The organism is Sporosarcina ureae (assembly GCF_002082015.1).
Classification (GTDB): domain Bacteria; phylum Bacillota; class Bacilli; order Bacillales_A; family Planococcaceae; genus Sporosarcina; species Sporosarcina ureae_A.
Genome location: NZ_CP015109.1, coordinates 838,566 through 865,000, shown reverse-complemented (window position 1 = coordinate 865,000; position 26,435 = coordinate 838,566). Strand labels below are relative to the sequence as shown.

At 43.2% G+C, this 26,435-nt stretch carries 25 protein-coding genes, 20 tRNA genes, 2 rRNA genes and 1 riboswitch (1 of these 48 only partly in view); of the genes, 39 read left to right on the top strand and 8 right to left on the bottom strand.

Annotated elements, in window-relative coordinates; all coding sequences use genetic code 11:
* The 22 genes from SporoP17a_RS04350 to SporoP17a_RS04245 all read left to right on the top strand — a co-directional run.
* Positions 1 to 1,481 (top strand): 23S ribosomal RNA (locus SporoP17a_RS04350); it begins 1,449 nt to the left of the window's first position.
* Positions 1,482 to 1,749: 268 nt separating this feature from the next.
* Positions 1,750 to 1,865 (top strand): 5S ribosomal RNA (rrf, locus tag SporoP17a_RS04345).
* 95 nt (positions 1,866 to 1,960) lie between these two features.
* Positions 1,961 to 2,036, top strand: a tRNA-Val gene (locus tag SporoP17a_RS04340).
* A gap of 14 nt (positions 2,037 to 2,050) precedes the next feature.
* A tRNA-Thr gene (locus SporoP17a_RS04335) sits at positions 2,051 to 2,126 on the top strand.
* Positions 2,127 to 2,134: 8 nt separating this feature from the next.
* A tRNA-Lys gene (locus SporoP17a_RS04330) sits at positions 2,135 to 2,210 on the top strand.
* A 21-nt stretch (positions 2,211 to 2,231) separates the two neighbouring features.
* Positions 2,232 to 2,313 (top strand) — tRNA-Leu (locus SporoP17a_RS04325).
* Between the two features lie 7 nt (positions 2,314 to 2,320).
* Positions 2,321 to 2,392 (top strand) — tRNA-Gly (locus SporoP17a_RS04320).
* A gap of 16 nt (positions 2,393 to 2,408) precedes the next feature.
* A tRNA-Leu gene (locus SporoP17a_RS04315) sits at positions 2,409 to 2,497 on the top strand.
* Positions 2,498 to 2,513: 16 nt separating this feature from the next.
* Positions 2,514 to 2,590 (top strand) — tRNA-Arg (locus SporoP17a_RS04310).
* 39 nt (positions 2,591 to 2,629) lie between these two features.
* Positions 2,630 to 2,706 (top strand) — tRNA-Pro (locus SporoP17a_RS04305).
* Positions 2,707 to 2,712: 6 nt separating this feature from the next.
* A tRNA-Ala gene (locus SporoP17a_RS04300) sits at positions 2,713 to 2,788 on the top strand.
* A 26-nt stretch (positions 2,789 to 2,814) separates the two neighbouring features.
* Positions 2,815 to 2,888: transfer RNA gene (locus SporoP17a_RS04295), tRNA-Met, on the top strand.
* 6 nt (positions 2,889 to 2,894) lie between these two features.
* Positions 2,895 to 2,971 (top strand) — tRNA-Ile (locus tag SporoP17a_RS04290).
* A 15-nt stretch (positions 2,972 to 2,986) separates the two neighbouring features.
* Positions 2,987 to 3,079: transfer RNA gene (locus SporoP17a_RS04285), tRNA-Ser, on the top strand.
* Positions 3,080 to 3,169: 90 nt separating this feature from the next.
* A tRNA-Met gene (locus SporoP17a_RS04280) sits at positions 3,170 to 3,244 on the top strand.
* Position 3,245: 1 nt separating this feature from the next.
* A tRNA-Asp gene (locus tag SporoP17a_RS04275) sits at positions 3,246 to 3,321 on the top strand.
* Between the two features lie 47 nt (positions 3,322 to 3,368).
* Positions 3,369 to 3,444 (top strand) — tRNA-Phe (locus SporoP17a_RS04270).
* A gap of 5 nt (positions 3,445 to 3,449) precedes the next feature.
* Positions 3,450 to 3,523, top strand: a tRNA-Gly gene (locus SporoP17a_RS04265).
* Between the two features lie 4 nt (positions 3,524 to 3,527).
* Positions 3,528 to 3,604, top strand: a tRNA-Ile gene (locus SporoP17a_RS04260).
* A gap of 1 nt (position 3,605) precedes the next feature.
* A tRNA-Asn gene (locus SporoP17a_RS04255) sits at positions 3,606 to 3,680 on the top strand.
* Positions 3,681 to 3,686: 6 nt separating this feature from the next.
* A tRNA-Ser gene (locus tag SporoP17a_RS04250) sits at positions 3,687 to 3,777 on the top strand.
* A gap of 7 nt (positions 3,778 to 3,784) precedes the next feature.
* Positions 3,785 to 3,856 (top strand) — tRNA-Glu (locus tag SporoP17a_RS04245).
* A gap of 130 nt (positions 3,857 to 3,986) precedes the next feature.
* On the opposite strand, the gene SporoP17a_RS04240 is transcribed toward SporoP17a_RS04245, so the two are convergent.
* Together SporoP17a_RS04240 and SporoP17a_RS04235 are read right to left on the bottom strand one after the other, a co-directional pair.
* The gene (locus SporoP17a_RS04240) at positions 3,987 to 4,736 is read right to left on the bottom strand and encodes a TraR/DksA C4-type zinc finger protein (RefSeq protein WP_420542195.1); all 750 of its coding nucleotides are present in this window, start codon (positions 4,734 to 4,736) and stop codon (positions 3,987 to 3,989) included.
* Positions 4,737 to 4,882: 146 nt separating this feature from the next.
* On the bottom strand, positions 4,883 to 5,794 hold the full coding sequence (locus SporoP17a_RS04235) for a 1,4-dihydroxy-2-naphthoate polyprenyltransferase (RefSeq protein WP_156890520.1): 912 nt from the start codon (positions 5,792 to 5,794) through the stop codon (positions 4,883 to 4,885).
* Positions 5,795 to 6,031: 237 nt separating this feature from the next.
* Here SporoP17a_RS04235 and SporoP17a_RS04230 point away from each other — a divergent pair, with 237 nt between their 5' ends.
* The 5 genes from SporoP17a_RS04230 (at position 6,032) to SporoP17a_RS04210 (ending at position 12,279) form a co-directional block, all read left to right on the top strand.
* Positions 6,032 to 7,408: an isochorismate synthase gene (locus SporoP17a_RS04230; protein ID WP_083032868.1), complete on the top strand. Its 1,377-nt coding sequence runs from the start codon at positions 6,032 to 6,034 to the stop codon at positions 7,406 to 7,408.
* Positions 7,401 to 9,122 carry a 2-succinyl-5-enolpyruvyl-6-hydroxy-3-cyclohexene-1-carboxylic-acid synthase gene (menD, locus tag SporoP17a_RS04225; protein WP_083032865.1) on the top strand — a complete coding sequence of 574 codons (1,722 nt, stop codon included), beginning with the start codon at positions 7,401 to 7,403 and terminating at the stop codon, positions 9,120 to 9,122. The genes SporoP17a_RS04230 and menD overlap by 8 nt, the downstream gene beginning before the upstream one ends.
* Positions 9,112 to 9,936: a 2-succinyl-6-hydroxy-2,4-cyclohexadiene-1-carboxylate synthase gene (menH, locus tag SporoP17a_RS04220; RefSeq protein ID WP_237262379.1), complete on the top strand. Its 825-nt coding sequence runs from the start codon at positions 9,112 to 9,114 to the stop codon at positions 9,934 to 9,936. Before menD ends, menH begins: the two co-directional genes overlap by 11 nt.
* A 20-nt stretch (positions 9,937 to 9,956) precedes the next feature.
* On the top strand, positions 9,957 to 10,775 hold the full coding sequence (menB, locus tag SporoP17a_RS04215) for a 1,4-dihydroxy-2-naphthoyl-CoA synthase (RefSeq protein WP_083032862.1): 819 nt from the start codon (positions 9,957 to 9,959) through the stop codon (positions 10,773 to 10,775).
* A gap of 67 nt (positions 10,776 to 10,842) precedes the next feature.
* Positions 10,843 to 12,279 (top strand): o-succinylbenzoate--CoA ligase, encoded by a 1,437-nt coding sequence (locus SporoP17a_RS04210; protein WP_208859811.1) that lies wholly within the window; start codon positions 10,843 to 10,845, stop codon positions 12,277 to 12,279.
* 26 nt (positions 12,280 to 12,305) lie between these two features.
* On the opposite strand, the gene SporoP17a_RS04205 is transcribed toward SporoP17a_RS04210, so the two are convergent.
* Both SporoP17a_RS04205 and yidD read right to left on the bottom strand, forming a co-directional pair.
* A complete protein-coding gene (locus SporoP17a_RS04205; RefSeq protein WP_083032859.1) occupies positions 12,306 to 13,277 on the bottom strand; it encodes a metal ABC transporter solute-binding protein, Zn/Mn family in 972 nt (323 codons plus the stop codon).
* A gap of 83 nt (positions 13,278 to 13,360) precedes the next feature.
* Entirely contained in the window at positions 13,361 to 13,603 is a 243-nt protein-coding gene (gene yidD, locus SporoP17a_RS04200; protein WP_083032856.1) for a membrane protein insertion efficiency factor YidD, read from the bottom strand.
* A 94-nt stretch (positions 13,604 to 13,697) separates the two neighbouring features.
* On the opposite strand from yidD, the gene SporoP17a_RS04195 reads away from it, so the two are divergent.
* The 6 genes from SporoP17a_RS04195 to SporoP17a_RS04170 all read left to right on the top strand — a co-directional run bounded on the left by SporoP17a_RS04195 (position 13,698) and on the right by SporoP17a_RS04170 (position 17,538).
* Complete coding sequence (locus SporoP17a_RS04195) at positions 13,698 to 14,147, top strand: Dps family protein (protein WP_083032853.1); 450 nt, start codon at positions 13,698 to 13,700, stop codon at positions 14,145 to 14,147.
* A gap of 66 nt (positions 14,148 to 14,213) precedes the next feature.
* Entirely contained in the window at positions 14,214 to 14,393 is a 180-nt protein-coding gene (locus tag SporoP17a_RS04190; protein ID WP_029055127.1) for a putative motility protein, read from the top strand.
* Between the two features lie 110 nt (positions 14,394 to 14,503).
* Positions 14,504 to 15,832, top strand: coding sequence for an NAD-dependent malic enzyme (locus tag SporoP17a_RS04185; RefSeq protein ID WP_083032850.1), 1,329 nt, complete (start codon positions 14,504 to 14,506; stop codon positions 15,830 to 15,832).
* A gap of 100 nt (positions 15,833 to 15,932) precedes the next feature.
* A complete protein-coding gene (locus tag SporoP17a_RS04180; RefSeq protein ID WP_233193621.1) occupies positions 15,933 to 16,247 on the top strand; it encodes a transposase in 315 nt (104 codons plus the stop codon).
* 48 nt (positions 16,248 to 16,295) lie between these two features.
* Positions 16,296 to 16,763, top strand: a complete 468-nt coding sequence (locus tag SporoP17a_RS04175) for an NUDIX hydrolase (protein WP_237262378.1) — start codon at positions 16,296 to 16,298, stop codon at positions 16,761 to 16,763.
* The gene (locus SporoP17a_RS04170) at positions 16,747 to 17,538 is read left to right on the top strand and encodes an alpha/beta hydrolase family protein (protein ID WP_083032846.1); all 792 of its coding nucleotides are present in this window, start codon (positions 16,747 to 16,749) and stop codon (positions 17,536 to 17,538) included. The genes SporoP17a_RS04175 and SporoP17a_RS04170 overlap by 17 nt, the downstream gene beginning before the upstream one ends.
* A 195-nt stretch (positions 17,539 to 17,733) precedes the next feature.
* Here the strand turns inward: SporoP17a_RS04170 and pckA are convergent, their stop codons facing one another.
* Positions 17,734 to 19,326: a phosphoenolpyruvate carboxykinase (ATP) gene (gene pckA / locus SporoP17a_RS04165; protein ID WP_083032843.1), complete on the bottom strand. Its 1,593-nt coding sequence runs from the start codon at positions 19,324 to 19,326 to the stop codon at positions 17,734 to 17,736.
* A 177-nt stretch (positions 19,327 to 19,503) separates the two neighbouring features.
* Positions 19,504 to 19,623: riboswitch (SAM riboswitch) on the top strand.
* 176 nt (positions 19,624 to 19,799) lie between these two features.
* On the opposite strand from pckA, the gene metK reads away from it, so the two are divergent.
* Complete coding sequence (gene metK / locus SporoP17a_RS04160; protein WP_083032841.1) at positions 19,800 to 21,011, top strand: methionine adenosyltransferase; 1,212 nt, start codon at positions 19,800 to 19,802, stop codon at positions 21,009 to 21,011.
* 46 nt (positions 21,012 to 21,057) lie between these two features.
* Here metK and SporoP17a_RS04155 read toward each other — a convergent pair whose 3' ends face one another.
* Both SporoP17a_RS04155 and SporoP17a_RS04150 read right to left on the bottom strand, forming a co-directional pair.
* Entirely contained in the window at positions 21,058 to 21,831 is a 774-nt protein-coding gene (locus SporoP17a_RS04155) for a DUF3891 family protein (protein WP_083032838.1), read from the bottom strand.
* 6 nt (positions 21,832 to 21,837) lie between these two features.
* On the bottom strand, positions 21,838 to 22,455 hold the full coding sequence (locus SporoP17a_RS04150; protein ID WP_083032835.1) for a hypothetical protein: 618 nt from the start codon (positions 22,453 to 22,455) through the stop codon (positions 21,838 to 21,840).
* A gap of 199 nt (positions 22,456 to 22,654) precedes the next feature.
* On the opposite strand from SporoP17a_RS04150, the gene SporoP17a_RS04145 reads away from it, so the two are divergent.
* The 4 genes from SporoP17a_RS04145 (at position 22,655) to SporoP17a_RS04135 (ending at position 24,891) form a co-directional block, all read left to right on the top strand.
* Positions 22,655 to 22,888 carry a YkuS family protein gene (locus SporoP17a_RS04145; protein ID WP_083032832.1) on the top strand — a complete coding sequence of 78 codons (234 nt, stop codon included), beginning with the start codon at positions 22,655 to 22,657 and terminating at the stop codon, positions 22,886 to 22,888.
* Positions 22,889 to 23,145: 257 nt separating this feature from the next.
* The gene (locus tag SporoP17a_RS04140; protein WP_167693377.1) at positions 23,146 to 23,742 is read left to right on the top strand and encodes a TetR/AcrR family transcriptional regulator; all 597 of its coding nucleotides are present in this window, start codon (positions 23,146 to 23,148) and stop codon (positions 23,740 to 23,742) included.
* Positions 23,739 to 23,909, top strand: coding sequence for a hypothetical protein (locus tag SporoP17a_RS16955; protein ID WP_237262377.1), 171 nt, complete (start codon positions 23,739 to 23,741; stop codon positions 23,907 to 23,909). The genes SporoP17a_RS04140 and SporoP17a_RS16955 overlap by 4 nt, the downstream gene beginning before the upstream one ends.
* Positions 23,848 to 24,891: an MFS transporter gene (locus tag SporoP17a_RS04135; protein WP_237262376.1), complete on the top strand. Its 1,044-nt coding sequence runs from the start codon at positions 23,848 to 23,850 to the stop codon at positions 24,889 to 24,891. The genes SporoP17a_RS16955 and SporoP17a_RS04135 overlap by 62 nt, the downstream gene beginning before the upstream one ends.
* 43 nt (positions 24,892 to 24,934) lie before the next feature.
* Here SporoP17a_RS04135 and SporoP17a_RS04130 read toward each other — a convergent pair whose 3' ends face one another.
* Positions 24,935 to 25,099 carry a Fur-regulated basic protein FbpA gene (locus SporoP17a_RS04130; RefSeq protein WP_083032826.1) on the bottom strand — a complete coding sequence of 55 codons (165 nt, stop codon included), beginning with the start codon at positions 25,097 to 25,099 and terminating at the stop codon, positions 24,935 to 24,937.
* Positions 25,100 to 25,530: 431 nt separating this feature from the next.
* On the opposite strand from SporoP17a_RS04130, the gene SporoP17a_RS04125 reads away from it, so the two are divergent.
* On the top strand, positions 25,531 to 26,388 hold the full coding sequence (locus SporoP17a_RS04125; RefSeq protein WP_083032823.1) for a YitT family protein: 858 nt from the start codon (positions 25,531 to 25,533) through the stop codon (positions 26,386 to 26,388).
* The last annotated feature ends 47 nt before the right edge of the window (positions 26,389 to 26,435 follow it).

The following is a 26,435-nucleotide window of genomic DNA, read 5'->3' as shown; positions in this document are numbered from 1 at the left end:
CCCCGCCGTTTGAGTAATGGGGGGACGCAGTAGGATAGGGTGAGCACACAGTTGGTTGTGTGTCTAAGCAGTGAGGTGGAGAACGAGGCAAATCCCGTTCTCATCCAACACCAGGCTGTGATGGCGAGGAGATTTAATCTCCAGAGTCCCTGATTTCACACTGCCAAGAAAAGCCTCTAGCGAGGCGGGAGGTGCCTGTACCGCAAACCGACACAGGTAGGCGAGGAGAGAATCCTAAGGTGATCGAGAGAACTCTCGTTAAGGAACTCGGCAAAATGACCCCGTAACTTCGGGAGAAGGGGTGCTCTGGTAGGGTGAATAGCCCGAGAGAGCCGCAGTGAATAGGCCCAGGCGACTGTTTAGCAAAAACACAGGTCTCTGCAAAATCGTAAGATGACGTATAGGGGCTGACGCCTGCCCGGTGCTGGAAGGTTAAGAGGAGGGGTTAGCGCAAGCGAAGCTCCGAATTGAAGCCCCAGTAAACGGCGGCCGTAACTATAACGGTCCTAAGGTAGCGAAATTCCTTGTCGGGTAAGTTCCGACCCGCACGAAAGGCGTAACGATCTGGGCACTGTCTCAACGAGAGACTCGGTGAAATTATAATATGCGTGAAGATGCGCATTACCCGCGACAGGACGGAAAGACCCCGTGGAGCTTTACTGTAGCCTGATATTGAATTCCGGTGCAGCCTGTACAGGATAGGTAGGAGCCTTGGATTCCGGAGCGCCAGCTTCGGAGGAGGCATTGGTGGGATACTACCCTGGCTGTATTGGACTTCTAACCCTTGCCCGTGATCCGGGCAGGAGACAGTGTCAGGTGGACAGTTTGACTGGGGCGGTCGCCTCCTAAAGAGTAACGGAGGCGCTCAAAGGTTTCCTCAGAATGGTTGGACATCATTCGCAGAGTGCAAAGGCATAAGGAAGCTTGACTGCGAGACCTACAAGTCGAGCAGGGTCGAAAGACGGACTTAGTGATCCGGTGGTTCCGCATGGAAGGGCCATCGCTCAACGGATAAAAGCTACCCCGGGGATAACAGGCTTATCTCCCCCAAGAGTCCACATCGACGGGGAGGTTTGGCACCTCGATGTCGGCTCGTCGCATCCTGGGGCTGTAGTCGGTCCCAAGGGTTGGGCTGTTCGCCCATTAAAGCGGCACGCGAGCTGGGTTCAGAACGTCGTGAGACAGTTCGGTCCCTATCCGTCGCGGGCGCAGGAAATTTGAGAAGAGCTGTCCTTAGTACGAGAGGACCGGGATGGACATACCGCTGGTGTACCAGTTGTCTTGCCAAAGGCATCGCTGGGTAGCTATGTATGGACGGGATAAATGCTGAAAGCATCTAAGCATGAAGCCCCCTTCAAGATGAGATTTCCCATTACGCAAGTAAGTAAGATCCCTCAAAGATGATGAGGTGGATAGGTCTGGGGTGTAAGTACGGCGACGTATGTAGCTGACAGATACTAATCGATCGAGGACTTAACCTATTATGAAAAGCCGAAGCGGCCGTCTAGATGCGACAGGCATAAGACGAAGATGCGTAGCGGTGCAGTTTACCGCATAGCAGCTTTGACTTATGACCCGAGCATCTGGCCGCTGAGGCTGGACAGCTTAAAAAGTAGTTACTTGAACTACGCAATGTCTTTTATTCAGTTTTGAGTGAATAACATTTACTCAAAAATTATTAAAAATAATGCTTGCATTAATACTAACAAGTGTTATAATAATAAATGTCCTCAAGAAGAGGATACAAAGTCTGGTGACGATAGCGAAGAGGTCACACCCGTTCCCATACCGAACACGGAAGTTAAGCTCTTCAGCGCTGATGGTAGTTGGGGGTTTCCCCCTGTGAGAGTAAGACGTCGCCAGGCAATTCTATTCTTAAGATCAACACTGAGTAGTTCATACATAACCGAGTGATCAGAAAGAAAAAGAATATACTAATTTAAAACTTCAATTATACCCAGGAGGATTAGCTCAGCTGGGAGAGCACCTGCCTTACAAGCAGGGGGTCGGCGGTTCGAGCCCGTCATCCTCCACCATATATTCTACACCTGCCGGTGTAGCTCAACTGGTAGAGCAACTGACTTGTAATCAGTAGGTTGAGGGTTCAAGTCCTTTCGCCGGCACCACTTAGTACGAGCCGTTAGCTCAGTTGGTAGAGCATCTGACTTTTAATCAGAGGGTCACAGGTTCGAATCCTGTACGGCTCACCATTATTTTTGCCAAAACATATCGCGGGTGTGGTGGAACTGGCAGACACGCTAGACTTAGGATCTAGTGCCTTCGGGCGTGGGGGTTCGACTCCCTTCACCCGCATCTTTATGCGGAAGTAGTTCAGTGGTAGAATACGACCTTGCCAAGGTCGGGGTCGCGGGTTCGAATCCCGTCTTCCGCTTTTTAATTCCACTCTTGCCGGGGTGGCGGAACTGGCAGACGCACAGGACTTAAAATCCTGCGGTAGGTGACTACCGTACCGGTTCGATTCCGGTTCTCGGCACCAATTAATTCTATAATATGCGCCTGTAGCTCAATTGGATAGAGCGTCTGACTACGGATCAGAAGGTTGTGGGTTCGACTCCTGCCAGGCGCGCCATATTATTATAATTTCTATATCTTTTATATTCTTTATAGTCGGGAAGTAGCTCAGCTTGGTAGAGCACTTGGTTTGGGACCAAGGGGTCGCAGGTTCGAATCCTGTCTTCCCGACCACTTATTGGGGCCTTAGCTCAGCTGGGAGAGCGCCTGCCTTGCACGCAGGAGGTCAACGGTTCGATCCCGTTAGGCTCCACCAATTATTCTTTATAACTGACTAATTGCAGCGGCGTAGCTCAGTTGGCTAGAGCATACGGTTCATACCCGTAGGGTCGGGGGTTCAAATCCCTCCGCCGCTATCCTAAGGACCTTTAGCTCAGTTGGTTAGAGCAGACGGCTCATAACCGTCCGGTCGCAGGTTCGAGTCCTGCAAGGTCCACCAGATTATTTATTTCACGGAGGAATACCCAAGCCCGGCTGAAGGGATCGGTCTTGAAAACCGACAGGGGTGTTAAAGCCCGCGGGGGTTCGAATCCCTCTTCCTCCGCCATATTTTCTTTAACAATAGCTTTACTTTACTAAGTAGTTATGTTAAGATAATAAAGGCGTTAAGTTATTAATAAAGTAACATTTGTATTATCGCGGGGTGGAGCAGTGGTAGCTCGTTGGGCTCATAACCCAAAGGTCACAGGTTCAAATCCTGTCCCCGCAACCAAGGTCCCGTGGTGTAGCGGTTAACATGCCTGCCTGTCACGCAGGAGATCGCGGGTTCGATTCCCGTCGGGACCGCCATTTTATACATCCGCTTTAAAGAGCGTCTTTCTAGAAATAACATATGTGGCTCAGTAGCTCAGTCGGTAGAGCAAAGGACTGAAAATCCTTGTGTCGGCGGTTCGATTCCGTCCTGAGCCACCATGAATGCGGGTATAGTTTAGTGGTAAAACCTCAGCCTTCCAAGCTGATGATGGGAGTTCGATTCTCCCTACCCGCTCCAATATGGGCCTATAGCTCAGCTGGTTAGAGCGCACGCCTGATAAGCGTGAGGTCGGTGGTTCGAGTCCACTTAGGCCCACCATTCCGCAGTAGCTCAGTGGTAGAGCAATCGGCTGTTAACCGATCGGTCGTAAGTTCGAGTCTTACCTGCGGAGCCATTTTATGGGGAAGTACTCAAGTGGCTCAAGAGGCGCCCCTGCTAAGGGTGTAGATCGCGAAAGCGGTGCGAGGGTTCGAATCCCTCCTTCTCCGCCATAATTTTGGCCCCTTGGTCAAGCGGTTAAGACACCGCCCTTTCACGGCGGTATCACGGGTTCGAATCCCGTAGGGGTCATACATACAAAAAAGGTATTGCATAACTGTGCAATACCTTTTTTCTATTTCTTCATTAACAATTATAGAACGAAAACCTGTGTAAAAGAGTAAGTCCCACGAGCCTTGCTCATGAGACGTACTCCTATGAATTAATTATCTTCCTCCGCGTCAATATAGCTATCACGTTCTTTATACGGGATGTCGCCTAACGGTGATTCAATCCCTTCTTCGTCTAACTCCTCTTCATATTCAATTGCTTCTTCATTACGTACAAAGCCAGCAGGTTCGCCTGTAATGTCGGACACTGCAAACTCTTCGTACTCTTCTGCGCTATCATCATTTTCTTCATCGTATAAATCCTCGTAGTCACGGTTTTTATTACCTGAGAAGTCGGAAGGGGTTTCAGATGTTCCGGATTGCGCAATCTCCTGGAAGCTATCTTCGTAATCTATTGCGTCACCTTCTCTTCGTGCGGCAAATGAATTAGGATCTGCCATGATTAATAAATCATTTTCAACCGGTCGATCAGTCGGCACATCTTTCTGTGCGTCTTCAATACACACAGTAGTGTAAGGGATTGCTTCTAAGCGTTCTACTTGTATTTCCTTACCACAAACTTCACATGTACCGTACGTGCCGTCTTTGATAGCTTGTAATGCGTTCTGGACCTTCTCCAATTCACTTTCTGCGTGTGTATTAAGTGCCATGTCCTTTTCACGCTCGTACAACTCCGTTCCCATGTCAGCAGGGTGATTATCATACATTGATAATTCACCTACATCTTCTTGGGCATTCTTGACGATTTCCGTCTCATTTTCCGTTTCAGTCAAACGATCTTCCATAGCTAGTAATTCTTTTTTTAGTTGTTGAATTTGTGTAGTTGTTAACAATATAGTCACGACCCTTTCTATGTGGCTTTCCTAGTTGATCTATGAAGTCTGAGAAAGCTTTCTTATTCAGTCTTTCCCTGTTTACAAGCTAGAGTAAACCTTTACAACAAAAAACGTCCACCTTTTACAGTGTGGACGTTGTGGTTGTTGTTTATTCAGACAAAGTGAGCAATGAGAATGCCGATACCGAGAAGCAGTCCGAATAGCGTATTTGTAACGCCAGTATCCTTCATCGCCGGCATGACTTGAATGGGTTGTTCATGCTTGCGGAAAGTTTTCGTTGCATGGAGCGGTTTGGGGATGCTCAGTAGTACGAGTAATGCCCATGGAGATACATGTCCTGTCACAACCAGTACAACGATCCATACGTATGAGACGATGAAAAACGTTGCCAATATCGTAACAGCATGATTTCGCCCTACGAGAATCGCCATAGTTTTTCTGCCACCCTTAGTATCCTGCACAATATCACGAATATTATTTGCTAACATAATGGCTCCGACTAATAGCATGCTTGGTACTGATAGTAATATCGCATTGCCTGTGACAGTTCCTGTTTGGATATAGAATGCGATCAAGATCAAGAGCATGCCCATAACGAACCCAGAAACGAGCTCACCGAATGGCGTATATGCAATCGGGTAGGGTCCTCCTGTATACAAATAGCCAATCAACATGGCAACGGAACCTACAGCAGCTAACCACCAGGAAGTTTCCATGCAAATGTAAATGCCTAGTAGAACAGATAAGCCATACAGAGTAAGTGCTAGGTTTAATACAGTTTTAGGTTGTACACCGTTTCGCACGATCGTACCGCCAATACCGATCGAGTGTTCATCATCGAGTCCTCGTTTAAAATCATAGTACTCATTGAACATATTTGTGGCCATCTGTAAAAATAAACTGGCTACAAGCATCGCTAAAAATAGTGGAAAATGAAGTGAACCGTATTGTAGCGCAATCATGGTTCCTAAAAAGACGGGTGCAAATGCGGCAGTCAATGTGTGAGGACGTGTTAGTTGCCACCAAACTCGCCAGCCGGTATCGGTTTCTATAGTGTGTTGCACGGGTAATCTCTCCTTATACATGTAGTCATCATCTGATAGTATACAACAAAAACAACCAGTTAGGTAAGAAGAGACAACCATAAAAGATAATTGTCGAATGCTCTCCTGCACAGCGAGACATTATATATTAAGTACAGCGTCCAATGTGCTAGAATAGAGGTACTTATCGTTCGAAGAAAGTATGGCTGAACGTAAATTGTCGAAAAACATATAGCATGATGAGAAGGAGAGAGTAGGATGATTCGGAAATTAACCGATCGAGAGAAGACGGTTCCGGCAACAAGCGCTGAATCTAGATTTTTTACGGAAACATTGGAAGTGGAAACGCTTAGTCCGCTTGCTTTTTTTGAAGCAGGCCTATCACATTATGGTGAGCATCGTTTCTTCTGGCAGAATGCAGATAAGACAGTAAAGCTTGTCGGTTTGGGTCAGGCTACAGTTTTAACAGCAGAGATGGATCGGTTTCAGTCGATATCTTCACAATGGGCAACGTTATGTGAAGGATTGATTAAGGAAGAAAAAGATATCAATCCAGTGTTGTTTGGCGGATTTTCTTTTGATCCTCATACGCGTCAAGATGATGAGTGGCGTGCTTTTCCGGCTGCTTATTTCACTGTGCCTTTATTCCAATTGAAAATCGAAAAGGGTAAAACGTATGTGTCTATTAATTATATTACAGAGGAACCGCAAGCGGCAGCAGACTTTGAAGCATTGCGTCAAGAACGTGACCGCTTGATCCATATTGCACAAGTTGACGAATTCACGTTTCAAGGAAAGCCAGACGTAATCAAACAAACAGAATTGGCTACGGAACGCTATGTGGACGCGGTCGAGCACGTAACCTCGCATATTAAAGCGCAAGAGGCAGAGAAAGTAGTCATTGCACGTAAAATTAAACTGACTTTCGAAGAAGAATTCCAAAAGGCTGCTGCATTGCATACCATTACCAATGAGCAGTCCGCTAGTTATCACTTTGGCCTGCAAATTGGCGATGAGATGTTCTTCGGTGCGACTCCTGAGCGATTGGTTGAGATTTATAATGGACATGCATATTCAGCGTGTGTAGCAGGTTCTATAGAACGCGGAAAGACGTCTCAAGAAGACCAACGACTTGGTGAAGTGCTATTACGAGATAAAAAAAATCGTGAAGAACATCAATATGTAGTCGATATGATTACACAAGTCTTTGCGGAATTCTGTACATCATTGCAAGTCAATAAAACACCAAAACTTTTGAAGGTACGGGATATACAGCATTTGTTCACACCGGTTGAAGGGAAGCTTGCGAACGACATGGACATATTCCGTTTAGTAGAAGCTCTTCATCCGACACCTGCTTTAGGTGGCGTGCCGCGTCAGGAAGCGCTCGAAATTATCCGCGAAGAAGAGCAAATGGACCGTGGCTTTTATGCCGGACCAATAGGCTGGGTGGATTCTGCAGGTAATGGAGAATTTGCGGTAGCTATCCGTTCTGGATTGCTAACTGGTAATGAAGCCTATTTATATGCTGGTGGCGGTATTGTCGCCGATTCTACACCAATGGAAGAATATGCGGAAACATGGGTGAAATTCCGTCCTGTGTTACGCGCGCTCGGAGGCCGTTTACATGAATGATCACGAAACAGGATTGACGAGTTATGTGCTTCGCTTAACGGATACTCTTATTCGGCAAGGTGCGAAAAAGGCGGTTATTAGTCCAGGTTCCAGATCCACACCGCTTGCGTATGCATTTACGAATTCGAAGGATATGCAGACCTATATGCATACCGATGAGCGTTCAGCAGCTTTTTACGCGCTTGGATTAGTGAAGGCAACTGGGCAGCCAGTTGTTTTACTATGTACGTCAGGAACAGCAGCATCGAACTATCATCCTGCAATTACTGAAGCATTTTATGCAAGATTGCCGTTGATCGTCATCACAGCGGATCGTCCACATGAATTGCGTGAAGTAGGGGCTCCACAGGCGATAGATCAAATTCGCATGTTTGGGGAACACGTCAAAGATAGCGTCGATTTTCCTATCCCTGAAAATCGAGAAGACATCTTACGCTATATGGAACAACGTGCAGTTAGACTTCTTTCTGTTGCGAAAACGGCACCACAAGGACCTGTGCACTTGAATGTACCATTTCGAGAACCTCTATTAATTGATTTACAAGCAACCGCGCCTGCCAGCCGGTTCCAACAACAGGTAGTAGGGAAGTTGGCTGTAACGGAAGAAATGAAAGCAGTACTTGAAACGTCCGTTACGCAATCGAAAAAAGGAATACTTGTTATGGGTGAGCAAGCAACTACTCTAGACAAAGAACGTTTCTGGCAGTTTGCTAAAGCACTTCAATGGCCCGTCCTATGCGATCCGTTATCCAATCTACGCTCACAAGTACCGGCAGATTGTGACGATCTTTGTATTGATCAGTATGACGCGTTGTTAAAAAGTGAAGTGTTTGCCGAAAACATGCGACCTGATTGCGTCATACGATTCGGTCCGCAGCCCATTTCTAAACCACTACTCTTGTTTTTAAAGAAGACTTGTCCAGAAACGTATATTGTGGTGGATGATTCACCAAATTATCGTGACCCGATTGGGCTGACTACTCATCATTTGCAAGTGAGTGCAGCAAGTATTTGGCAGCAAGTATCCGTGCCTCGCGAGCGAACTGAGTATACAAAACAGTGGGCTAAAGCCAATCAAATTTCCACAGATGTTATGAACGAAGATCAACATTTCCAGCAAGATGAAGGGCACTTCGTTCGTCAGTTCATTGCCAATTTACCGGATGGCTCGGATGTAGTTTGCAGCAGTAGTATGCCGATTCGGGACTTGGATACTCATTTCAAAAAGACGAATCGTGATATTTCATTGTTCTGCAATCGAGGGACGAATGGGATTGATGGGGTAGTCTCGACTGCTCTTGGTATTCAAGAAGGCCGCAAACGTACAACGTATTTATTAATTGGAGATTTGGCGTTTTTGCATGACGTCAATGGACTGATCATTTCTCGTTTACAGCAAACCGATTTGACGATTGTTCTAATTAATAACAATGGCGGTGGAATTTTCTCTTATTTGCCGCAAGCTTCTATTGAACATCATTATGAGCAATTATTTGGGACACCCACTAATTTAACGTTCCATCCTATCGCAGCGATGTATGAGGCGCAATACGATGCGGTCGATACGACACAAGCATTTGAACAGGCAATGCAAACAGATAAAACAGCTAATCTACGCATCATTGAAGTGGCGACAGTGCGTGCAGACAATGTGGAAGCGCATCGTTCTGTGTGGCGGGAAATCGCGAAGAGGGTGGAACGCATTGACGACTGAAGTATTGACAATCAGAGGTATTGATACGCATGTGGCACGATACGGAAATAAGCAATTGCCTGCAGTTGTCCTGTTGCATGGTTTCACAGGTTCAACGGCTACTTGGCGGAAAACGATTGAAGCACTTATGACGGATTATTATGTAATAGCAGTTGATCTGATCGGACATGGCAAGACGGAAGCGCCTGAAACGATGAATCGCTACAAGATGGAAGAACAGATCAAGGATTTGTATGAAGTTTTGCAGAAGCTTGAAATTGAGAAAACGGTGGTAATTGGTTACTCGATGGGAGGGCGTGTTGCCTTAGGTTTTACTGTCATGTATCCCGAAAAGGTAACGAGTCTGGTGCTTGAGAGCAGTTCACCAGGCTTGCGTACGTCAGAACAGCAGCTCGCAAGACGAACAGCAGATGCCAAGCTTGCGGATAGGATAGAGCAGCAGGGGATAATAGAATTCGTTGACTTTTGGCAGGAGATTCCGTTGTTTCAGTCACAGAAGAAGTTATCTGAGTCACAACAGCAAGCAGTGCGTAATGAACGTCTCAATCAACGGCCGATTGGGTTGGCAAACAGTTTACGGGGCATAGGGACGGGCAGTCAGCCTTCTTACTGGCAGTCGCTCGAGCAACTTTCACTTCCTGTTTTATTGCTTACCGGTAGTGAAGATGTGAAATTTGAAAGTATTGCGCAGGAAATGATGAAAAGCCTGCCAAATGCGCAGCATGAAACGATAAAAGACGCGGGGCATGCAATTCACGTGGAAAAACCTCAACAATTTGTTACAATGATAAAGAGTTACCTGAAAAAAATGTAAAAAACGAGGAGGAATTTATTATGACCCGTCAATGGGAAACGCTTCGTACATATGATGATATCAAGTACGAAATGTACAATGGTATCGCAAAAATTACGATTAATCGTCCGGAAGTACGCAACGCATTCCGTCCGAAAACCGTAATGGAACTAATCGATGCATTTTCACGCGCAAGAGATGATCAGCGAATTGGAGTGATCGTGTTAACTGGTGAAGGAGAGAAAGCGTTCTGTTCAGGAGGCGATCAATCTGTTCGTGGTCACGGTGGATATGTTGGAGATGACGAAATTCCACGCTTGAACGTCTTGGATCTTCAGCGTTTAATTCGCGTTATTCCAAAGCCAGTTGTCGCAATGGTTGCAGGATACGCAATCGGTGGCGGTCACGTGCTACATGTAGTGTGTGACTTAACCATCGCTGCAGACAATGCACGTTTCGGACAAACAGGACCTACTGTGGGCTCATTTGACGCAGGATATGGTTCAGGATACCTTGCACGCATTATAGGTCATAAAAAAGCACGTGAAATCTGGTACCTATGCCGTCAATACGACGCACAAGAAGCACTTGATATGGGCTTAGTCAACACAGTGGTTCCTTATGAGCGGCTTGAAGACGAAACCGTTCAATGGTGTGAAGAAATGCTAGCCAAGAGTCCAACTGCACTTCGCTTCTTGAAAGCAGCGATGAATGCCGATACAGACGGCTTGGCTGGACTTCAGCAATTAGCTGGTGACGCTACATTGCTTTATTACACAACGGATGAAGCGAAAGAAGGACGCGATGCGTTTAAAGAAAAGCGTAAACCAGACTTCGATCAATTCCCACGTTTCCCTTAAATAAATGAAAGCTGCCTAATTGGGGCAGCTTTTTCATTACGTTAATTTTTAATTGGAGGAATTACTTATGATGATCCCTAATTGGCTTATGCAACGGGCGAAATTGACGCCTGACGCATCCGCTATAGTTACTGGGCAAGGACACTGGTCATACCGCGAACTATATGAACAATCCCTTGAAATCGCACAACAACTTCATCATCTCGGAGTTCAGTCAAATAGCAGGGTTGCGTTGCTTAGCCAGTCTAATGACCAAACGGTTCTTTTCATCCATGCATGTTGGTTAGTAAGTGCGGAAATAGTCTGTCTGAACAATCGACTGACAGAACAGGAACTACGCTGGCAAATACGCGATTCCGAAGCAAAAGTTGTGCTGATAGATGATCAACTACAGACCCGTCTAGAATTAGATGACGTCGAGAGCCTGTTCTATTCCACAGTTCGGAAGTCTGAACGAAAAGAGTTCGCCATGCAGGAACAGTGGGAAGAAGATCAGACGCTTTCAATTATGTACACTTCAGGCACTACAGGCGTTCCTAAAGGCGTTCGTCAGACAGCAGGCAATCATACGTCGAGCGCACTCGCATCTGCGCTGAATCTCGGGTTGACTGACAAAGATTCATGGCTTTGTATGATGCCGCTATTTCACATAAGTGGTCTATCGATCGTCATTCGCTCCGTGATCTACGGAATGGAAATGCGCCTGTACGAAAAATTTGATGCAAAAGAAGCTGCTGCACAAATTATTGCAGGGCGCGTCACGGCCATGTCGGTCGTTGCCCTGACGTTGGATCAAATTGTTCGTGTGATGGAAACAACGGATAGTAAAGCACATCCACTCTTCCGTACGATGCTCGTTGGTGGGGGACCTGTGCCACTAGATTATTTGGAGCGTGCCACCGCATGTGGACTACCAATACTTCAGACGTACGGTATGACTGAAACATGTTCACAAACGACAACTCTTGGAAAAGCAGATGCCACGCGAAAAGTTGGTTCAGCAGGTAAACCTTTATTTTTCAATCAAATTGCAATTAAAGATACCGCTCAACCAGGTGAAGTAGGTGAAGTGCTCATAAAAGGCCCTCACGTGACGCCAGGTTACATTGGAAGCCAGAGTACACGCAACGCATTGACCGAAGACGGTTGGCTTGCTACAGGGGATGCTGGCTATCTTGACGAGGAAGGTTATTTATTCATCGTCGATCGACGTGCTGATTTAATCATTTCAGGTGGCGAGAATATTTATCCTGCTGAGATTGAAAATATTTTGCTAGCACATCCCGCTATAAGAGAAGCGGGCGTATGTGGTAAAGAAGATACCGAGTGGGGGCAAGTACCTGTTGCATTCCTCGTTGGTTCGGTCAGTGAAGATGAACTGTTGGAATTCTGTTCCAAACGTTTAGCACGATATAAACTACCGAAAGAATTTCGATTCGTAGAGCAATTGCCACGTAATGCATCAAATAAACTGATGCGATTCGAATTGAAAAAATGGTTATAAAAAAACAGTGGAGTATTCGTCCACTGTTAGTTTCCTAAAGCTTTTTGTAGTACTTCCAGATTTTGTTCCATGAGAGTGAAGTACGTTTCTTCTTTTTGGATATCCTCTTCAGTAAGTACACTCAAATTATGCAAAGTAAGCGCTTCGGCATTCAGTTCTTTTTTGATGACTTCAGCCAATTTTGAGCTGACGTTTTGTTCAAATAAAATATACTGGATGTCTTGCTCTTTCGCATCTTTAACAAGAGAAGCTAATTCCTTTTGAGAAGGTTCATTTTGGGAATCAAGACCAGATACTGCGAGTTGCTGTAATCCGTAAGCGTCAGCCAAGTAGCCAAATGCTGCATGAGACACGAAGAATGTTTTGTTAGGTGCGTCATCAGCCATTGTCTTAAATCCGCGATCTAATTCTTCTAATTCATCATATAACCTATCAAAGTTCTTTTTAAAAGACTCTGCATGCTCAGGCAATTCATCTGACAACTCTTGCGTAATTTTCTCTGCCAGCTTCGTGCTGAGATAAGGAGAGATCCAAACATGTGGATCGATCGCATCTTCATGCCCGTGATCGTCATGCCCATGATCTTCATGCTCTTCTTCTCCATGTTCGTGTGAATGTCCACCTTCTAATTCCTCAGGATCGATAGAATCGGCAATCGGAACAAACAGAATATCTTCATTCTGCAACGTTTTCTCTGTCTTTTGTACAAAACCTTCAAGTCCAAGTCCGATATAGAAGAACAAATCTCCCTTGGCCAAGGCCATCATATCTTTCTGTGTAGGTTCAAAGACGTGCTCATCTGTACCAGGCGGATAAATGGATCTCACGTCAACATACTCTCCACCAATGCGTTCAGTGAAATATTGCAATGGGTAGACTGTCGTATAGACGAGTAATGGATCGGACGACGAATCATCCGGCTCAGTTGTCGTAGTGTTGGTACAACCACTTAATACGAGCAGTAGAGCGGCACCAAGCAACAGCAAACGATTTTTCATTAGAAAAGCCTCCGTTACGTAATCGGAATGATTACTATTTAGATTGTTTTCTCATCATACAAGATATGCTATCTGTTTGCAACCTAGTTCAGTGTATTTTTATTCATTTTTCTAGGGGGTACCGGATCAAATCCACCTTTATGAAATGGATGACATTTTAAAATTCGTATTACCGCAAGCCAACTCCCTTTGAGTACTCCATGTGTCTCAATGGCCTCCACCCCGTAATGTGAACATGTCGGATGAAATCGACAAGAGGGCGGCGATAAGGGAGAAATAAACTTCTGGTAGAAACGAATCAGTTGTATTACTACTTTCTTTAGCATTTTTATCACCTTCAGACGTAATAAGGTTTAGTTTACCTATATATGTGGTAAATTAAAAGAGAGAAGCCTAAAACGATTAGAGGAGTGTTTTTTTATGTCTAAGGAATTAATTCAGGAGCTAAACAAACAAGTATCTACATGGTCGGTGTTGTATGCGAAACTTCATAACTATCACTGGTATGTAAAAGGTAGTCATTTCTTCACATTACACGCTAAATTTGAAGAGTTATACAATGAAGCGACATTGCATATGGACGAAATTGCAGAACGCGTACTGACATTAGGCGGCGAGCCGACTGCAACACTGACACAGCATTTGTCTGAATCTGTTGTGGACGAAGCAAAAGGCACAGAAAAAGCGAATGATATGGTGCAAACATTAGTAGATGACTTTGATAAGACAATGAAATCATTGAAAAAAGGTATGGATCTTGCAGCGAAGGATTCCGATGATATGACGGAAGATATGTTGAACGCGGTTTATCAGAGTGTTGAGAAGCATCAGTGGATGTTAAATGCATTCCTAGGCGAAACAAACGAGTAAAACCCCTTCATTCATCAAAAAATTAACCGATAGTAAGAAGTGAATACCAGGGAGGAGTTGAACGACATGGATATCAATTCAATTATGTCCAGCCAGTTGAGAAGCTTGCAATCAACCGTTCAAATGAGCGTCATGAACAAAGCCCTTTCAATGGAGACTTCTGCTATGAATGATATGTTGAATGGCCTCGAAAATCAACCGGTCGCGCATCCAACAAAAGGCGCTTCTATTGATATCAAGGCTTGATAGGGGAGCACACATCTCATATGAGTAGAGATGTGTGTTTTTTTATGGTAGTAAGCAAAGATCCTGTTAAAATATAAATAAAATTAGACTTAGTAGGAGGTATACTAAACATGGCTCAAGGACAGTTTTTGCGAAACCTAATTATTGAAACCCCTTCTAAACCGGGGAATCTTGGAAAGGTAACTATGGCAATCGGTCAGCTGAATGGAGATATTGGTGACATCCAAACGATTAAAGTAGGAACGCTTTCCACGATCAGAGAAATCGCACTACAATGTAATGATCAGGAGCATTTGGCTGAAATAGTTATGGCGATTGAGAACTTGAAACAAGGTATTAAAGTTCAAGCCGTGACAGATGATGTTCTGCAAATGCATGAGGGTGGAAAAATTCATATGAAAGCCACACATGAAATCCGTTCACTTGCAGATTTACGAAGAGTGTATACACCGGGAGTGGCAAGTGTATGCAAAACTATTCAAGAGGATCCCGAACAGGCAAATTATTTCACAGGTATTTCAAATACAGTAGCCATCGTGACAGATGGTACGGCCATTTTAGGACTTGGAGATATTGGCCCTGTAGCAGGTATGCCTGTCATGGAAGGGAAAGCCGTTTTGTTTGATCAATTTGTTGGTATTAGTGGTATTCCCATTTTACTTGATACGAGTGATCCCGATGAAATCGTAGAAACAGTCAAACATATCCATCAAGGCTTTGGTGCTATTTTATTGGAAGATATCGGGTCTCCGCATTGCTTTGAAATCGAAGAGCGTTTGAAAAAAGAATTACCGATTCCAGTAATGCATGATGATCAGCACGGCACAGCAGTCGTTGCATTGGCAGCAGCGCTCACAGCATGCAAACATGTCGGAGTGGAGCTGGGCAATGCATCAGTGGGCCAAATCGGCCTAGGTGCAGCAGGCTTAGCCATTAGTCGTATGTTTATGGCATATGGTGTAGCAGAAATGAAAGGAACAGACCCTAATCCTCATGCAAAAGAGATGTTAGCAGAATATGGCGGTACTGTTGTTGAAACACTGGAGGAAATCATGGAGACTTGTGATGTAGTGATCGCGACAACTGGCGTAGCTAATCTGATCAAGCCAGAAATGATTCGTAAAGGTCAAATTATCTTGGCATTATCTAATCCAAATGCAGAAATTACGCCAGAAATTGCATTGGAAGCAGGCGCAGCCTATGCAGCTGACGGCCGTTTAGTCAATAACGTGCTGGGTTTCCCCGGAATTTTTCGAGGTGCACTGAATGCCAATGCAAAGTCCATCACGTATCCGATGCTCATCGCTGCGGCTTTGGCGATTGTAGACAGCACAAAGCGTGATGATTTAGTGCCACATCCATTAGATCCAAATGTACACATTAACGTGGCGTTGGCAGTTGAAAAAGTAGTGTATGAAGAACAAAATCCAGAATTATAAAACGATGACCTATTAACAAAATACCGTTAATAGGTTTTTTTGTAGCAGAATAAACTTTTCATAACGAGGCATCCTACGTAAAAAAGAAAGTAGGATGATTATGACAGAAGAAAAATATCCGATGTATATATCACTTAATCACAAAATGGTTCTCACCGATCCTCACGCTTCGACATGGGAATACAAAGTAGAAGTTACAAGAGAAGCATATCCCGTATTCGAAAAATTATTTTCTCAAATGGAACAGCTGGAATTTCAAAACTTTTTGCGGTCCCATTTACCGTATATTCCATATCACTATGACCAAGACAATGATAAAGTGGACGTACGCTTGAAGAAGGTCTTCGCCTTGATTCATGAATACACCGATGATGAGTCTAAACGTTTTATCGAGCAACTGCCGCTATTTCGTTGAATTTTCATTTACCTTTCCGCTACACTAGAGGAAAGGACGTGATCCATATTGCTGAAATTTGAAGATTTGCAGGGAGCCAATGTCGAATTGACTTTCGGACCCAATCCACATCATATCGAATCCCGACATGTTCTCGTTATGATTAAGCACGATGATCACTGGTTATTAACCAAACATCGAATTCGAGGCATGGAGTTCCCAGGTGGAAAGGCAGAGCCGGGAGAGACAATTGAACAAGCTGCCATTCGGGAAACAATGGAAGAGACAGGAGTCACCATAGATAATGTCCATTCATTTGCGGAGTACGTCGTATTTACTGATCCACCGTTCTGCAAAGCTGTTTTCACAGGAGATATCATACATGTGGAAAAAGACTTTACATTAATGGAAACTGAAGGAGCGGTGTGGATGACAGACACTGAACTTGACGCCTGTACGGAACTTAGTTTCCATATGAAAGACCGCGGAATGGGTGAACTAAGGAAGTGGGTGGAAGCGAATGATGGAACAAACTGATGGTCAAATCATTCGAAGAAAAGACTATCCTTCCCCAAACCCACATGTGACATTAGAAGAGATCACCTATAGTTCTGATGGCTTGCATGTAAAAGGGTTACTCGCAACGCCAAAAGCAATAGGGCGGTATGATGGCTTGCTTTATTTACGTGGGGGCATACAACATGTGGGAATGGTAAGACCAGCCCGAATTGCACAATTTGCGTCCCATGGGCTTGTCGTCTTCGCTCCTTACTATCGCGGAAATCGCGGTGGTGAAGGGAAAGATGAATTTGCCGGAGAAGATCGCAATGATGCAGTAGTAGGAGTAGAAGTACTGAAACAGCAACGTGCTGTCAACTCGGATCGCATTCATCTATTTTCTTTCTCAAGAGGTGGAATCATGGCATTATGGACAGCTATTATGCGCGATGATTTAACTTCCATGGTGACATGGGCAGGAGTCTCAGACGTGGTATTCACCTACAAAGAGCGGCAGGACATGCGCCGGATGATGAAGCGTGTCATTGGTGGCACGCCGAATAATCAACCAGATGCATATCGCGAGAGGACAGCATTGTTTCGAATGGAAGAGATCGATATTCCGACACTGATTATCCATGGGACTCTTGATACGAACGTGTCTTTTGAACAGGCTTTATTGCTGGAAAATGCATTGCGTGATGAGAATAAAGAATTTGAAACTTGGTACTTGGAAGGCTATACACACTATATTCCTCCTGAAATGAACCGACAACTTGTGAAAGACGCAGTGGATTGGATGAAGAGGCATTGAGGAGTAAATAGAGCAGATATCTACTCTTTAATCGTTACTCGAGTTGCTATTAGGGTTGAAAGAGGATAAATACCAGCGACTATGTGTTACTAATTTTTAACTTCGTAAAAAACTCACCATGTCAAAGCCAAAAGAAATATAAAACAAATAAAGAGGCTGACCAGGAAGTTCCTGGTCAGCCTCTTTCATATAGGATTACTTTCTAACGGGTGGTCCGCCTTTAATTGCGATGTCTTCTGAAACGTGAGAGAATTTCTTAAAGTTCTCACGGAAAGCATCAGCTAAACGATTTGCTTCTTTATCGTATTCATTCGGATCTTCCCAAGCGTAACGAGGGTGTAGGACGTTGCTTGGTACACCTTCGATTTCAAGTGGCATGTTCAATCCAAAGATTTCGTTCTTCTTTGTTTCTACATTGTCCAATTTACCAGCGATTGCTGCACGTACCATTGAACGCGTGTAGCCTAAGTTCATACGTGAACCTACTCCATAGATTCCGCCAGTCCATCCTGTATTCACAAGGAATACTTTTGAACCGTGCTCATCGATTTTCTTTCCAAGCATCTCTGCATATGTTGCTGCAGGAAGTGGTAAGAACGGTGAACCGAAGCAAGTAGAGAATGTTGGTTCTGGAGCAGTGATTCCACGCTCAGTTCCAGCCAATTTGGAAGTGAAACCGCTCAAGAAGTGGTACATAGCCTGTTCTTTTGTAAGAATCGAGATTGGAGGCAATACACCGGAAGCATCAGCTGTAAGGAAGATGATGTTCTTCGGGTGACCAGCAACAGATGGTGTCACGATATTATCAATGTTTTCGATCGGATACGCAGCACGTGTGTTTTCTGTTAATGATTTATCATCGTAATCTGGAATACGCGTTTCCTCATCCAGTACTACGTTTTCTAAAACTGCGCCAAAACGAATAGCTCCGAAGATTTCAGGTTCTTTTTCAGCAGAAAGGTTGATACATTTTGCGTAACATCCACCTTCAATGTTAAATACACCATTATCAGACCAGCCATGCTCATCGTCACCAATAAGTTTACGGTTAGCATCTGCGGAAAGTGTCGTTTTACCTGTTCCAGATAGACCGAAGAATAGAGCTACATCGCCTTCTTCTCCAACGTTTGCCGAACAGTGCATAGATAAGATATCTTGCTCAGGAAGCAAAAAGTTCATAACGGAGAAAATAGACTTTTTCATTTCTCCAGCGTATTCTGTACCACCGATCAAGACGACGCGCTTTTCAAGCGACACAATGATGAACGTTTCAGAGTTTGTGCCATCCACTTTTGGATCCGCTTTGAATGAAGGGGCAGCCAAAATTGTGAATTGCGATTCGTGTGTTTTTAATTCTTCTTCAGTTGGACGGATGAATAATTGGTGAACAAACAAGTTTTGCCAAGCTAATTCATTAATCACTTGGATAGACAGTTGAGAGTCTTTATCTGCACCTGCAAATCCTTTAAATACGAAGAGTTCATCTTTTACCTTCAAATGATCGATGACTTTCGTGTATAATGAATTAAAGATCTCTTCTGAAATTGGACTGTTCGTGCTACCCCAATCTACTTTGTCCTTAGACACTGCATCTTCAACGATGAATTTGTCCTTAGGAGAGCGTCCTGTATATTTACCTGTACGTGCAGTGATCGCACCGTCAGCAGAAAGTTGTGCTTCGCCTCTTGCTACTGCTCTTTCTGTTAATTCCGCCACAGACGCTTGGATCGTCACGTTGCTTCCACTAAGAAGACTTTTTAAACTATCATCAATTTTTGCAGATATCATGTTTACATACCGTCCTTTGCGTAGTCGATTTATTTTTATCTTGATAAGAATATCCTAATTCGTAAATAGTATAACACATTAAGAATATTAATCTATACTAATGGAAAACTCAAGTGATTTAGGATAAATTATTTGACAAAATCCAAACTTTTTAATACGATGTGACATGAACGGATACTCTTATCCCGAGTTGGTGGAGGGTACAGGCCCTGTGAAACCCGGCAACCTGCAATAGACATACGTCTAACGCGAAGGTGCCAAACCTGAAGCAAGGTTTAATTCCTTGGACGATAAGAGTGAAAGGTGCTGCGCGTGAAATTTTGCCTTTTACTCATGGATTGAATATGAGTAGAGGGCTTTTTATATTGTCTAGCCCTGAATCCTTATGGTATATGCTTGACGTCTAGGCGTGGAACTTTACCAGGGACTTATGAGAGTACCGTATCATGTTGCTTAATATAGGGGGAAACAAAATGACAAATCGTCGACTGTTTACATCAGAATCAGTTACAGAAGGCCATCCTGACAAGATGTGCGACCAAATCTCAGATGCAATTTTAGATGCAATCCTAATAGAGGATCCAAATGCACGTGTGGCATGTGAAACGAGCATCACGACTGGACTCGTATTAGTAATGGGAGAAATCACTACGACAACGTATGTGGATATTCCAAAAGTCGTTCGTGATACGGTAAAGGAAATCGGGTATGTTCGTGCGAAATATGGCTTCGATTACGAAACGTCCGCTGTGCTTACATCTATTGACGAACAATCACCTGAAATCGCTGCAAGTGTCAACGTGGCACTCGAGGCACGTGAAGGTTCTATGTCAGATGAAGAATTAGATGCAATCGGTGCAGGAGACCAAGGTCTAATGTTTGGATATGCATGTAATGAAACACCGGAATTAATGCCTTTACCAATTAGCCTTTCTCATAAATTGGCACATCGCTTGGCACAAGCTCGTAAAGAAGAGCTGATTACGTATTTACGTCCTGACGGAAAAACACAAGTAACGGTAGAATACGATCAAGATAATAATCCCGTGCGGATTGACACAATCGTTATTTCTACACAACATCACCCTGAAGCGACACTCGAGCAAATCGAGAAGGATATTAAGAAGGTTGTCATTGATGCAGTAGTGCCAAAAAACCTATTGGATGAGCATACTAAATACTTCATTAATCCTACTGGCAGCTTTGTTGTGGGTGGACCTCAAGGAGACTCCGGTCTGACTGGACGTAAAATCATCGTCGACACGTACGGTGGATATGCCCGTCATGGTGGCGGTGCGTTCTCAGGAAAAGACGCTACAAAAGTAGACCGTTCGGCTTCTTATGCAGCACGCTATGTTGCAAAGAATATCGTGGCAGCAGGACTTGCTGAGCACTGTGAAGTTCAGCTAGCGTACGCTATTGGAGTAGCGAGCCCAGTGTCGATCTCAATCAATACATTCGACACAGGTAAACTTTCCGAGACTCAATTAGTGGAGTTCGTACGTGAATTATTTGACCTACGTCCAGCAGGAATCATCAAAATGCTTGACTTGCGTCGTCCAATTTACAAACAAACCGCAGCATACGGTCACTTCGGCCGCACTGACATCGAATTGCCATGGGAGCAGACGGATAAAGTGGAAGCATTGAAAGAACGCGCTAGTAAGGTACGTGTGGAACAATAAGTTAATGCAATGCAGAAAGAGAACTCATAGTCTCTTTCTGCATTTTTTATTTCCTTGCTGGCGAAATATGAAGAGGGATCACTTCATAGTCTGCCTCTTTATAGGCTACTTGTAATCCTTTATTTTCAATATCTTTTTTTAACACCCTCTTTTGCTTCACTTCCACATCAAACGAACCGCTGAATGGATAATTCTCTACCTTCATCGTGTGCTGATCTGCGAAGTATATTCCAATTCGTCCTTTCGGTAATGAATGGAAGTGATCTGGAGAAGGAATGCCATCTCGAAAAAATATATGTTCATTTGCTTTGTCGACACCTGGATCATTCACACAACAATACAAGGAGAAATTGTCTCCAAGCTGAAGCAAAGCGAAATGCTTTTCAAATAATTCTTTGTTGAATCCCTCGACTTCTTTACATAAGCGTTCTCGACGACTCTGTTCACCCTCGATAAATAGCTTTGCTTCTTTCTCGTTGTGGCTTTGTATAAACTTTTCATAATGAAGACTACAAAGCATAGCTGCATAGATATCTATATTTTCGACAACATCGATTCCTTGACGATAAAGGACTGTTTTTGGGAGGAGAGGGAAGTCGGTGAATTGAAATGGTGCAGACTTTGCATCATTCCAAAAAGGCTGTTCGTCAAAAGGGACCCAACCGATGTCATGGTTCCTAATGGCAGTTAAAACAGAACGGCGCCATTGATCATCAGGAAACATCTCCTTTTTCCAGTGCTTCATTAATTCTTCAGCAAGGCGTGCATGATGATGTTGTTGCACAAAGCTGAATGACTTCTCGTATTCGCGTACAATCATTGTACTTCATCCTTTCTTATCGGGAGGTGCGCCGTCGTTTTGTATAATCTCTTCTTTTATTTCTTCCTGTATTTTCTCCATTTTTTCTACTTCTTCCTGATACATTTCCTCTGCTTCCGTTGTTGCTGGGATAAGTGGCTCATCATTAAAGTCCACACGTTTTCCATATCGAAGTAGCTCATAAATGATCATACCGTTATTCGGCTTACCATTTACCGTTTTCATGGGAATCGAGTCAAATAATACAAAATAGAAAGCGTAAAAAATAAAACGGTTCCAGAATGTTTTCGAGTCTTCAAAAAAACCATTGGCAATCAGCGCATTCATTGTGAGCGCTACGATTACATTAATCAAAATCGGTCCCGCGTATATACATACATAAGCAAAATTACTTTTTCTCTTTACGGAATCAAAAGAAAACCAGCTATTCACATGATAGTATTTTCGTATATCTAAAACGCCTAGTTTAAAAAGTCTGGGCCCAGAACCAATAGTGAGTCTGGCATTTTTCACACCGAAAAGCCCACTAATAACAAAATAACCAGCTTCTCTTAGGAATGTAACGACAGGTAAAATAATGAAAGCAGAAATTACCAAGCCGATGAGGTCTGCTAAACCAAACATATCATGTCGACTCCTTCTATAAGTTCTTCCTATAATGAATCAATGGTGTAATAGTAAAATACCCATTTTCCTCAAAATAAATCGTTTTAGTCGCATTGTTTCATAAGCATGCTAGTAGAAGGTATGTTTAATTTAATGGAGAGTGGGAAATTATAAAATATGAGCCGAGTACACATAGTATTCTAAGGAGGAATAGAACATGGCGAAAATAGCAGTAGAAGTACCATTTGATGACGTGAAAAAAGCATTAGAAGAAAAAGGACATGAGGTGAAGATGTTCGCAAGTGATGAACATCTAAGCGGCTATGACATGGGCGTTGTACGTGCACTAAGCGATGTCAATATCGACCAATTCGACTTCCCGGTAGTGAGCATTGAAGGCAATTCCGTACAAGACATTGTAGAAGATGTTGAAAAACGATTACATCGCTAAAGAATGAATATATTCTATGTAGAACTGAAGGACAAATCCACTAAGGATTTGTTCTTCAGTTTTTTTAATGGAAAATGAAAGAATAAATCGTAGGTGCCTGCTTGCTATGTGTAGTAAAGGTGATTCCGCGTCACGTTACTTTTTAGAAGTTGACAAGTTCCCAATGGAACAGTAAACTGGTCAACATTGACTCGTGAGTCAATCAATAAAAAGAAGTGAGTTGAACAACCTTTATGTCACCCCGAAAGAATGAAAAAATGAAAGAGATTCGCGATACTCGGCAGCATGAATTAACAGAAGCTGCAATCGTATTGTTTGGTACGAAAGGGTATGCAGCAACAAAAATTAGTGATATTACAAACAAAGCCGAACAAAGTCATGGCTTGTTTTATCATTATTTCAAGTCTAAAGAAGATCTGTATGTCAAGATCATTCTGGAGTTACTCTCTGTAATCATCAGTACGGTAGATCAAGCAGAGGAAAAACATGAGAGTCCTTTAAAGCAATTAGAGTGGCTCACAGAAGTAACCCACTCTGGCTCATTAAGAGATGGAGTACACCGCCATATCCTGATCATGCAAGCTTTATATTCTGATCATTTATCACAAGAAGTGAAAGAAGAAATTGTAGAGAAATATCGATTCATGGTCGAACGTATTGAGCAAATTATTATAAGAGGACAAATCGCGGGAGAGTTTATTGAAGGAGATGCAGAGGAATTGGCTGTATATCATTTATCATTAGTAAATGGTTTATTATTAACAAATGCTCGGAAGATTTCACCTATTAAAGTATCAGCTGACAAAGTATTACGCCAACTTACATGTCATCCAAGACAGGAGGATGACCAATGAAACGCATGTTGAAACCAACGATCATATCTATCTCGATGGCAACAGTTATGGCAGGAGCGGCTATTTCTCCAGCACTAGGATTGATTGCTGCAAACTTCCCAGAGAATGATCAAGCTGATTTTAACTGCTCCTTCTTTATTCATCATCCCATTTACATTTGTCTCTAGTTGGTTAACATCAAAAATACCCAAACGCACAGTTGCTTTGATCGGTTTATTCATTTATGTCATCGCAGGGGTAGGAGCACAGTTCACTAATACGATTGAAATGTTACTAGCTCTTCGATTTGTGTTAGGAGCAGGCGTGGGTTTAGTGATGCCACTTGGGATCACATTAATAAGTGATAATTTTAGAGGTCGTGAGCAAGTGAAAATGATGGGTTATAATTCAGCTTTCAGTAATTTTGGCGGAATCGTAACTATGATGCTAGCAGGTTACTTAGCTGCAATCAGTTGGAGAGCTCCGTTTAATGTGTATTTGATAGGTGTTGTGATTTTCATCATGGTCTTCCTATTCTTGCCGAAAGATACTCCGCTTACACAGGATAAAAGCATACAAAGAAGTAAAATGCCACTGATGGTTTTCGGATACGCAGCAGCTTCTGCAGGTATAATGCTAGTTTACTATTCGGTTGCTACGAATATGGCACTCTACTTGGAGCAAAGCGATATAGGTGGTTCTGCATTGGCGGGAACAGTGATTTCCTTTACAACTGTAGGAGGAATGATTACGAGTCTGACATTGATTCAGCTACAAGATATCCTGAAATCGTATATCATGCCGATCAGTATATTTTTAATGGGTCTTGCATTTACTGGTTTGGCTCTAAGTCATTCTGTCCCACTCATTTTAGCATGCACTTGCATAATTGGTTTTGGACAAGGAATTTTGTTTCCGATGATTAACGTTAAAGCGTTGAGCTTAGTCAATCCTCTACATAGTGACCGTGTAATTGCTATAGTATCCAGTTCGATTTTTATTGGTCAGTTCAGCTCGCCTTTACTATTAGACGGCATTGCAAGTTTAGCAGGCTTTCCCACAATTCGTTTACAATACTCCGTGATAGGTATTGCGCTAGGCATCACGGTGTTACTACTCATTTTATTTAAGGTTTTCAGGAAACCTAAAATGTCGACAATGGAAGCATAAATAAAAAATGAGACGTACTCAATTTGGCACGTCTCATTTTTCATTACATTTGAATGTCGTTTTGTCCGAATGCTTCATATTCTTGCATTAATGATTGAAGTGGTAATTCGTACAGTTGTTTTCCATCAATTTTAAATACCCCATTTAAAACGAGCTCTTCAATCATTTTGTCTCGTTTTGATTCACTTACCTTTTTGTTTGTTTCCATCTCACATTTCCTCCTTGATTCCCCCTCTAACTATAGCCGTTATTTACTTGAATTAAACTGTATATTACATAGTTGGAACTTTCGGACTGCTCCATTCAATTGAGGAAGTTATTTCGATAGTATAGTAGGGACTTGTGCTTGATAGTAGGTGCAAAATAGGATGAAGAGAAGATGCCTATTTTGTCATACGGGACTCAGAATTCCTAGATTCATTGGAGTATTATCTGATTTGCGAAATGATTCAATAGACGGTGAACGTCAGTAGTAACACAGTAGATGGCAGACGGATGACATCTTAAGAATAAAGAGATGAACTGATGCATTCGTAGTTATTTTTTTATATTAAAAGAGGCTTAGGGGTACCATTATGAGGGAAGAATAGATATAATCTAGGTCGTGCATAAATTTGTTATTTACCATAGGAGGTCGCTATGTTTTTTATTGAAGCAAAACGTGTGGCGGTTGTTATTTTAGGCTCGCTACTAATGGCTTTATCATTAAATTTCTTTCTTATCAATGCCAATGTCTATGCGAGTGGGTTTGCAGGTGCAGCCCAGTTAGTTTCAAGTGTTTTGAAAGATCATTTGGATATAACAATCAGTACGGGTATTTTATTGCTAGTATTTAACATACCGGTCTTCATTCTCGGTTGGTTTAAGGTAGGAAAAGGTTTCACGATCTACAGTGTGTTATCTGTTGCGTTCGCTACGCTATTCCTCGAATTATTGCCATTGCGCTCTATGTCAGACGACATTATGCTGAATGCGGTATTCGGCGGAGTGCTGGCAGGTGTAGGAGTAGGGATCTCCTTGAAATTAGGGGCATCTACGGGAGGCATGGATATCGTCGCGATGATTCTATCTCGTATGCAAGATAAACCAATCGGTGTCTACTTTTTAGTATTAAACGGGATTCTAATCGTATTTGCAGGTATTTTATATGAACCTGAGAACGCACTCTACACAATGGTCGCGCTATACGTGACAACGTCAGTCATTGACATGATTCATACGCGACATGAAAAAGTCACCGCGATGATCATCACACGAAAAGCAGACGATCTTCAACAGGCGATTCATCGTCAAATGGTGCGAGGGATCACTATATTACCAGCTAAAGGGGCTTACTCAAAAGAAGATAAGAATATGCTGTATGTCGTCATCACGAGATATGAACTATATGATTTAGAACGGATTATCAGCGAAACAGATCCGCAAGCCTTTACTAATATCGTACAAACAGTAGGGATCTTCGGTTTCTTTAGAAAAGAAAATGAGAAGCTAGCCTAGGTCAGGAAATTCACGATAGATGTTCTTTCTATTATTTCACTTGAAGA

What these genes read in the sequence shown, in the direction of transcription:
- SporoP17a_RS04140 (WP_167693377.1), top strand. Translation starts at nt 23,146, where the DNA reads ATGAAAGAGATTCGCGATACTCGGCAGCATGAATTAACAGAAGCTGCA.
- SporoP17a_RS04205 (WP_083032859.1), bottom strand. Translation starts at nt 13,277, where the DNA reads ATGAAAAATCGTTTGCTGTTGCTTGGTGCCGCTCTACTGCTCGTATTA.
- SporoP17a_RS04150 (WP_083032835.1), bottom strand. Translation starts at nt 22,455, where the DNA reads ATGTTTGGTTTAGCAGACCTCATCGGCTTGGTAATTTCTGCTTTCATT.
- SporoP17a_RS04210 (WP_208859811.1), top strand. Translation starts at nt 10,843, where the DNA reads ATGATGATCCCTAATTGGCTTATGCAACGGGCGAAATTGACGCCTGAC.
- SporoP17a_RS04125 (WP_083032823.1), top strand. Translation starts at nt 25,531, where the DNA reads ATGTTTTTTATTGAAGCAAAACGTGTGGCGGTTGTTATTTTAGGCTCG.
- metK (WP_083032841.1), top strand. Translation starts at nt 19,800, where the DNA reads ATGACAAATCGTCGACTGTTTACATCAGAATCAGTTACAGAAGGCCAT.
- SporoP17a_RS04130 (WP_083032826.1), bottom strand. Translation starts at nt 25,099, where the DNA reads ATGGAAACAAACAAAAAGGTAAGTGAATCAAAACGAGACAAAATGATT.
- yidD (WP_083032856.1), bottom strand. Translation starts at nt 13,603, where the DNA reads ATGCTAAAGAAAGTAGTAATACAACTGATTCGTTTCTACCAGAAGTTT.
- SporoP17a_RS04170 (WP_083032846.1), top strand. Translation starts at nt 16,747, where the DNA reads ATGATGGAACAAACTGATGGTCAAATCATTCGAAGAAAAGACTATCCT.
- SporoP17a_RS04145 (WP_083032832.1), top strand. Translation starts at nt 22,655, where the DNA reads ATGGCGAAAATAGCAGTAGAAGTACCATTTGATGACGTGAAAAAAGCA.
- SporoP17a_RS04185 (WP_083032850.1), top strand. Translation starts at nt 14,504, where the DNA reads ATGGCTCAAGGACAGTTTTTGCGAAACCTAATTATTGAAACCCCTTCT.
- SporoP17a_RS04190 (WP_029055127.1), top strand. Translation starts at nt 14,214, where the DNA reads ATGGATATCAATTCAATTATGTCCAGCCAGTTGAGAAGCTTGCAATCA.
- SporoP17a_RS04195 (WP_083032853.1), top strand. Translation starts at nt 13,698, where the DNA reads ATGTCTAAGGAATTAATTCAGGAGCTAAACAAACAAGTATCTACATGG.
- SporoP17a_RS04135 (WP_237262376.1), top strand. Translation starts at nt 23,848, where the DNA reads ATGATCAAGCTGATTTTAACTGCTCCTTCTTTATTCATCATCCCATTT.
- SporoP17a_RS16955 (WP_237262377.1), top strand. Translation starts at nt 23,739, where the DNA reads ATGAAACGCATGTTGAAACCAACGATCATATCTATCTCGATGGCAACA.
- SporoP17a_RS04180 (WP_233193621.1), top strand. Translation starts at nt 15,933, where the DNA reads ATGACAGAAGAAAAATATCCGATGTATATATCACTTAATCACAAAATG.
- menB (WP_083032862.1), top strand. Translation starts at nt 9,957, where the DNA reads ATGACCCGTCAATGGGAAACGCTTCGTACATATGATGATATCAAGTAC.
- SporoP17a_RS04230 (WP_083032868.1), top strand. Translation starts at nt 6,032, where the DNA reads ATGATTCGGAAATTAACCGATCGAGAGAAGACGGTTCCGGCAACAAGC.
- pckA (WP_083032843.1), bottom strand. Translation starts at nt 19,326, where the DNA reads ATGATATCTGCAAAAATTGATGATAGTTTAAAAAGTCTTCTTAGTGGA.
- menD (WP_083032865.1), top strand. Translation starts at nt 7,401, where the DNA reads ATGAATGATCACGAAACAGGATTGACGAGTTATGTGCTTCGCTTAACG.
- SporoP17a_RS04155 (WP_083032838.1), bottom strand. Translation starts at nt 21,831, where the DNA reads ATGATTGTACGCGAATACGAGAAGTCATTCAGCTTTGTGCAACAACAT.